5 protein-coding genes are annotated in these 6,414 nt (G+C 38.6%); 3 read left to right on the plus strand and 2 right to left on the minus strand.

Annotated features, from left to right (window positions below; genetic code table 11):
- Positions 1-18 precede the first annotated feature (18 nt).
- Positions 19-1,026, plus strand: coding sequence for a class 1 fructose-bisphosphatase (fbp, locus tag DK423_RS03545; RefSeq protein ID WP_005559097.1), 1,008 nt, complete (start codon positions 19-21; stop codon positions 1,024-1,026).
- Between the two features lie 456 nt (positions 1,027-1,482).
- Here fbp and DK423_RS03555 read toward each other — a convergent pair whose 3' ends face one another.
- Complete coding sequence (locus DK423_RS03555) at positions 1,483-2,289, minus strand: hypothetical protein (RefSeq protein WP_005559099.1); 807 nt, start codon at positions 2,287-2,289, stop codon at positions 1,483-1,485.
- 210 nt (positions 2,290-2,499) lie between these two features.
- Between DK423_RS03555 and DK423_RS03560 the strand changes: the two genes are divergently transcribed.
- Both DK423_RS03560 and proA read left to right on the plus strand, forming a co-directional pair.
- A complete protein-coding gene (locus DK423_RS03560) occupies positions 2,500-3,159 on the plus strand; it encodes a trimeric intracellular cation channel family protein (protein WP_005559101.1) in 660 nt (219 codons plus the stop codon).
- A 20-nt stretch (positions 3,160-3,179) separates the two neighbouring features.
- Positions 3,180-4,442, plus strand: coding sequence for a glutamate-5-semialdehyde dehydrogenase (gene proA, locus DK423_RS03565; protein WP_005559103.1), 1,263 nt, complete (start codon positions 3,180-3,182; stop codon positions 4,440-4,442).
- 594 nt (positions 4,443-5,036) lie between these two features.
- On the opposite strand, the gene DK423_RS03570 is transcribed toward proA, so the two are convergent.
- Positions 5,037-5,636, minus strand: a complete 600-nt coding sequence (locus DK423_RS03570) for a hypothetical protein (RefSeq protein ID WP_005559105.1) — start codon at positions 5,634-5,636, stop codon at positions 5,037-5,039.
- Positions 5,637-6,414: the final 778 nt, after the last annotated feature.

Genomic DNA, 6,414 nt, shown 5'->3' on the forward strand with positions numbered 1-6,414 from the left:
GAAGTTAAGGAATAAAAGATGAAAACATTAGGTCAATTTATCGTAGAAAAACAAGCGGAATACCCACATGCTAAAGGGGAATTGAGCGGGATTTTATCTTCTATTCGCCTCGTGGCAAAAGTGGTTCATCGTGACATTAATAAGGCGGGGTTAACCAATGACATTATCGGTAATTCCGGCGTGCAGAACGTGCAGGGTGAGGCGCAAATGAAATTGGATTTATTTGCGCATAATACGATGAAACAGGCCTTAATGAGCCGTGAGGAAGTAGCAGGCTTTGCGTCTGAAGAAGAGGAAAATTTCATTGCTTTTGATACGGAGCGCGGTCGTAACGCCAAATATGTCATCTTAACCGATCCATTGGACGGTTCTTCTAATATTGACGTCAATGTAGCGGTCGGCACGATTTTTTCTATTTATCGCCGTATATCGCCCGTCGGTACACCGGTTACCCTCGAAGATTTCATGCAGCCGGGCAATCGTCAAGTGGCGGCGGGTTACATTGTGTACGGTTCCTCCACTATGTTGGTTTATACCACCGGGCACGGCGTAAACGGTTTTACCTACGATCCGTCCCTCGGCGTATTTTGTCTTTCCCACGAAAATATCCAAATTCCGCAAACCGGCAAAATTTATTCCATTAATGAAGGGCAATACCTCAAATTCCCGATGGGTGTAAAAAAATACCTGAAATACTGCCAAGAAGAAGATAAAGAAACCCAACGTCCTTATACTTCCCGTTATATCGGTTCCTTGGTTTCCGATTTCCACCGCAATATGTTAAAAGGCGGAATCTACATTTACCCAAGCGCTACCAACTACCCGAACGGTAAATTACGCTTGTTGTACGAAGGCAATCCAATGGCATTTCTGGCAGAACAGGCGGGTGGTGTCGCGAGTGATGGCTATAACCGTATTTTGGATATTCAACCGAGCGCATTGCATCAACGGGTGCCGCTTTTCATTGGCTCCAAAGAAATGGTTAAGAAAGCCGAACAGTTAATGCGCGATTTTAAAGACCAATAGCAAGATTAAAGTGCGGTCAGAAAAAATATTGTTTTTTTTTGAATATTATCTAGAATATTCTTTATAGAAATAGATAATATTAAATTATCTTTTTATAGATAATAATTATCAAATAACATTTCCCTTTTCAGATTTTTAATTTGAAAAGGGATTTTTTTATGAAATATTTTTATCCGAAATTATTTTTCATTCATATTATTTCACTCACTCCATTTTATTTAATTTACTGATAAATAAAAATAACCCTGGTTTTTTTAGTCGGTTTTAGTATCGCCGGTTTACTATAGGCGTACATCCTATATCACCGTAACGGCAGTTGTCCTGAAATTAACCGGTAACGTGAATACACGCGGTGATTTTGGTGGTTCCGTCGGTGCGGGTTATCAGTGGTAAGATAATCTTATCAACGCTGAACAAAAAGGCGCTTCAACTCAAAGCGCCTTTATTTATATGTGGTTATGCCACATAAGCAAAATTTGCCCAGAGCGGCAAACTGGCGGCAATCAGAAATAAAATAAACAGCGTGTTATAGGATAGCGCCCATTTTTTGAAAACGTGCAGCACAAGAATTAACGCTATAACAACATGCAAGGCAAAGTAGAGCAACAGCGCAAATTCATTGGCAAAAACGACCGCACTTTGTTGGTATAAATGGAATAAACCTGTCGCGACGAAAATGGCGTTTAGCGCAAGAAATGCCACCATATATAAAATCAATAACGCAATAAATTGTTGTAAGCGGTTACGTGCAATAACCAGCATCAGATTGGCTAAAATGATGCCTAACAGCATTTGTGCCAACGGGTTAAATTGAATCAGATTTACCTCGTCAAATAGCGTAATGGCGTAACAGAGCATGCCTAACAAGCCGATTAACCCCGCCATTTTTAATAAACCGTTGTGCAATTGGGCTTCCTGCGGTTGTTTCCAGGTGGTCAGTGCCATTGTCAAACCGCAAACGCTGACAAAATCCGTTAAAATATAGTGATAATTCGACCAAAAACTGAGTAGAAACCAAACCAGCCAAAAAAGCGCAAAATAAAGGTTGGCGTGGCTTAAACGGGAACGTTGCCCGTTGCAGATTTCCCCTTTAATAAATACCAACAGACAAACCAGTTGCGCTGTCAGCACACCGAGCGCTAAATGGGAAACCGCCCTGGATTGCGGTTGTAGCCACAGGGCGAATATATCAATAACCAGTAAAAAGAAAATCGGCGCCAAAGAAGAAAGTGCGGTCAAAAATTTGGGCTGTTGTTCGGACATCATATTTCCTAAGCATGAACAAAAATAAAATTGTCGTGCATTATGCAAGAATTCCAACAGACGGTCAAAAGTCAGACGTAAAAAGTACGGTTAAAAATCCGGGCGTTTTTTATCTGTGCCAAGGCACATAAAGTTATGATCTAAACATAGCATTTTGCCGTTTCTCTCTCTAAAATAACGTGAAAACTAACCGCACTTTTAAGGAACCTTATGCTGCTCAGCATTCTTTATATTATCGGCATTACCGCCGAAGCCATTACCGGCGCTCTTGCCGCCGGGCGGGAGAAAATGGATATTTTCGGCGTGATTATTATCGCCAGCATGACGGCAATTGGCGGCGGCTCGGTGCGTGATGTGTTACTTGGGCATTATCCGCTGGGTTGGGTGAAACACCCCGAATATTTTATTATTGTGGCGTCTGCTGCGGTGTTGACCGTGGTTATCGCGCCTTTTATTCGACATTTTATGCGTTATTTTCAAACCATTTTCCTGGTGTTGGATGCCGTCGGTTTAATCGTCTTTTCCATTATCGGTGCCCAAATCGCCTTGGATATGGGACATGGCACGACCATTGCTATTATTGCCGCGATCATTACTGGCGCGTTCGGCGGCGTATTGCGGGACTTACTGTGTAATCGCATTCCACTGGTGTTCCAGAAAGAATTGTATGCCAGCGTCGCTTTATTGGCGACGGCGATTTATATCGGCTTGCAACACTTAAATATCGATCAGAATCTTGTCATTATTGTGACCTTAATCATGGGATTTATTACCCGCTTATTGGCGATTCATTTTGAATGGGGGCTGCCGATTTTTGATTATCAGGAACAGGATATTTCAAAACGCCATAAAGACGATAAGTTACCGTAAAAAAACAAATAGGAGAGAAAATGTCCGTGAATTTAATTGAAATGGGAAAACAGGCAAAACAAGCCGCTTTTACGCTTTCCCAACTTTCTCAACAGGAAAAAAATCAAGCCTTGGCAATCATTGCCGAGCAATTAGAATTGGAACAGAAACGTATTTTAGCCGCCAACGCGCAGGATATTGATGACGCAAAACAAAACGGTTTGTTGGGCGCGATCATCGACCGCCTATTATTAACGCCCGAACGTTTACAAGGCATTGCTAACGATGTGCGCCATGTGATTTCCCTTGCGGATCCGGTCGGACAAATTATTGATGGCGGTTTGTTGGACAGTGGTGTGAAAATTGAACGGGTACGCGTGCCTTTGGGTGTTATCGGTACCATTTATGAAGCCCGTCCGAACGTGACTATTGATGTGGCGAGTTTATGCTTGAAAACCGGCAATGCGGTGATTTTGCGTGGCGGTAAAGAAACGCAGCACTCTAATAAAGTGTTGGTGGAGGTGGTGCAAAATGCTTTGGAGCGCGCAGGGTTGCCGAAAACGGCGGTACAAGCGATTACCGATCCTGATCGTGCGTTGGTCATGGAATTATTAAAGTTGGATCAGTATGTGGATATGATTATTCCGCGTGGCGGCGCGGCGTTGCATCAACTGGCGAAGGAACATTCCACTATTCCGGTGATTGTCGGCGGTATTGGTGTTTGTCATATCTTCGTGGAAGAAAGCGCCAATTTGGAAAAAGCCTTGCCGGTGATTTTAAACGCGAAAACCCAGCGACCGAGTACGTGCAATACGTTGGAAACCCTTTTAGTGCAACGTAGTATTGTCGATGAATTTTTGCCGCGACTGGCTGATTATTTACAGGTGAAAAACGTAAAATTACACGCCGATCCGACCGCACTTTCGCACTTGCAAAAAGCCGGTGCGGAGGTTTATCCGCTAAAAGAGGAAGAGTTGAAACAGGAATGGCTGTCTTTGGATCTTAATGTGGTGGTGGTAGAGGATTTGGCGCACGCGGTAGCTCATATTCGTCAATATGGCAGTCAGCATTCCGATAGTATTTTGACCGCTTCACAAAAATTAGCACAGCAATTCATTGCTCAAGTGGATTCGGCGGCGGTGTATGTGAATGCGAGCACCCGTTTCACTGATGGTGGGCAATTCGGATTAGGCGCGGAAGTGGCGGTAAGTACGCAAAAATTACACGCACGGGGACCGATGGGATTAGAGGCCTTAACAACCTATAAATGGGTTTGTGTTGGCGATTATTCGATCCGATCTTGAAATTTTAGAAATTTTTGTGAATTATGTAAAAAATCTCCGATAAGTGGGTATTTGTATAGTAAAAACGCAATATTCATACTTATTAATCGGAGTTTTTTTTATGTCTCATCTTTAGCGTTAACAGACTAATTTAATTAGTCACCATGAAATGGTGTCTACCTTTATTTTTATTGAAGCCTTGCGTGAATTATAAGTTCAAGCCACTTGGTTGGATATGAGTACGGCTATTGCCACTAACAGCTATCCGGTAAAGCTACACCAAATGGTGGAAAAAACAAAATCAGCTATAACGCTTTAATCGCTAATTGCTTAATGATTTAAATCCCTGCAATATCAAAAAGACAACAAATTTATGTTAAGTATATTTGTCTCGCTTCAAGCATCATCAGCTTTACATTCTCTAAAACTGAATTAAGTCGTTTCAGATTGTAAAAATCCTCAATATACTAAGCATATCTTCTGCTAGTTTTGAACCTCTTTAATATGTTTTGTTAATGATTTTGCGTTAAGAAAGTCTTGTACTATTTGTTAAAAGTTATCAGAAATACTTAATCTTTTAATCTTCTTTGTTACAGCTTAATTTTGTTTGAGGTTTTACATCTTTTGACTGTTTAATTTTTTTGTGGATTGTGATTTTTTTTGTGCTTCAATATTCCCTTTTTTAAACTGCTTTGCCCTAAATTCTTTTAGGAATTTTTGAGATTTTGTTACTATCTCACCAACGTCTTTATAGTACTTAATAATCGCATTATTATCTCTAATGATCTTCTTTACTAATTCACTTTGAAAGCGTCCTTCGGTACCAACTAAATTAAGTTTTTTTGAAATTTTAGGTTCTTTTAATTCATTTCTGAAATCGCCATCACTAAAAAATCTTTCCGAAAACTCATAAAACCTTTCAGCATTATCACTCAATATAGAAAGCATATATTGAGTTCTTTTTATTTGTTCAATTTCATTTCCTTGTTCTGTTCTTAAATAATCTGCTAGATTTTCTTTAAACTTTTTATAATATTCTCTAGTTTCATCTAATACAGCTTGAATCTCTTCGTTTTCGGTTTTAAATCCATTAGAATATTTTTTCTCAAAAGCGGCTTTTTGATTTTCCTTTTCATCCTCTGAAATTACAGCTATTTCTTCAAAAACATTAGTGATTTTATTATTAGCATAGCTTTTACTGTTTGGTAAATTCATTCTTTTAACTCCTTTTTGCTAAAGCAAAAAAATTTTTCTATAATCTAGATTGTTCATCTTTTGAACAATCTAATAACAATCTATTTTTGTTTTTTGACGAGATAAAAATTAACCTTAGTATAATTATCTGCCTTATGAGAAATATTTGATAGAATCAAAGAATTTTCTTTAAGCTGCTTATAATCTTCGTTTGCAAGTGATAATTGCTACATAGTTTATTTTACAAGTTAGCTATATTACTTTTGCGTGATAATGTCGAGATCTAGAATACTATCTAGGTTTTCTTTGTCGCCTAAAATATCTTTAGCAACATTATTTCTCTTTTCATTTCTGATTGCTTCAATTTCTTCATTAAACTTCTTTATAGCATTATAAGTCCCCTCTAGAAGTTTTAACTTTCTCTAATTTCTCTGTTAAAGAAATAAGTTTTTCTGTTTTGCCATTTTTTCTGGTATATTAGCTAGCGTATTGACTTAATTGTTTGATTATCGTGATTTTTAGATAGGTTCACAAGTGTTTGTTAAATTATCTAATGTAAAATACTTTTCCCTCGGCACTTGTAGTAGGTTCACGATAAAAATTTGGAATATTGAATTTTTAGGAAAATTCGGAATTAAGAATCAACTCTTTGATTCTAGAAGAATACTTTATAAATTTGACGAAAAAGGGGGCTACCATTTTATATAATTATCCAAGATTAAGAAACAAAAAATAAAGATATGGAGAAAGTATATTGAAAGAAACCTATTAGAAAACGGGGTTAAAATAGGAAACAAAA

Source organism: Aggregatibacter actinomycetemcomitans, from assembly GCF_003130205.1.
GTDB lineage: Bacteria > Pseudomonadota > Gammaproteobacteria > Enterobacterales > Pasteurellaceae > Aggregatibacter > Aggregatibacter actinomycetemcomitans_A.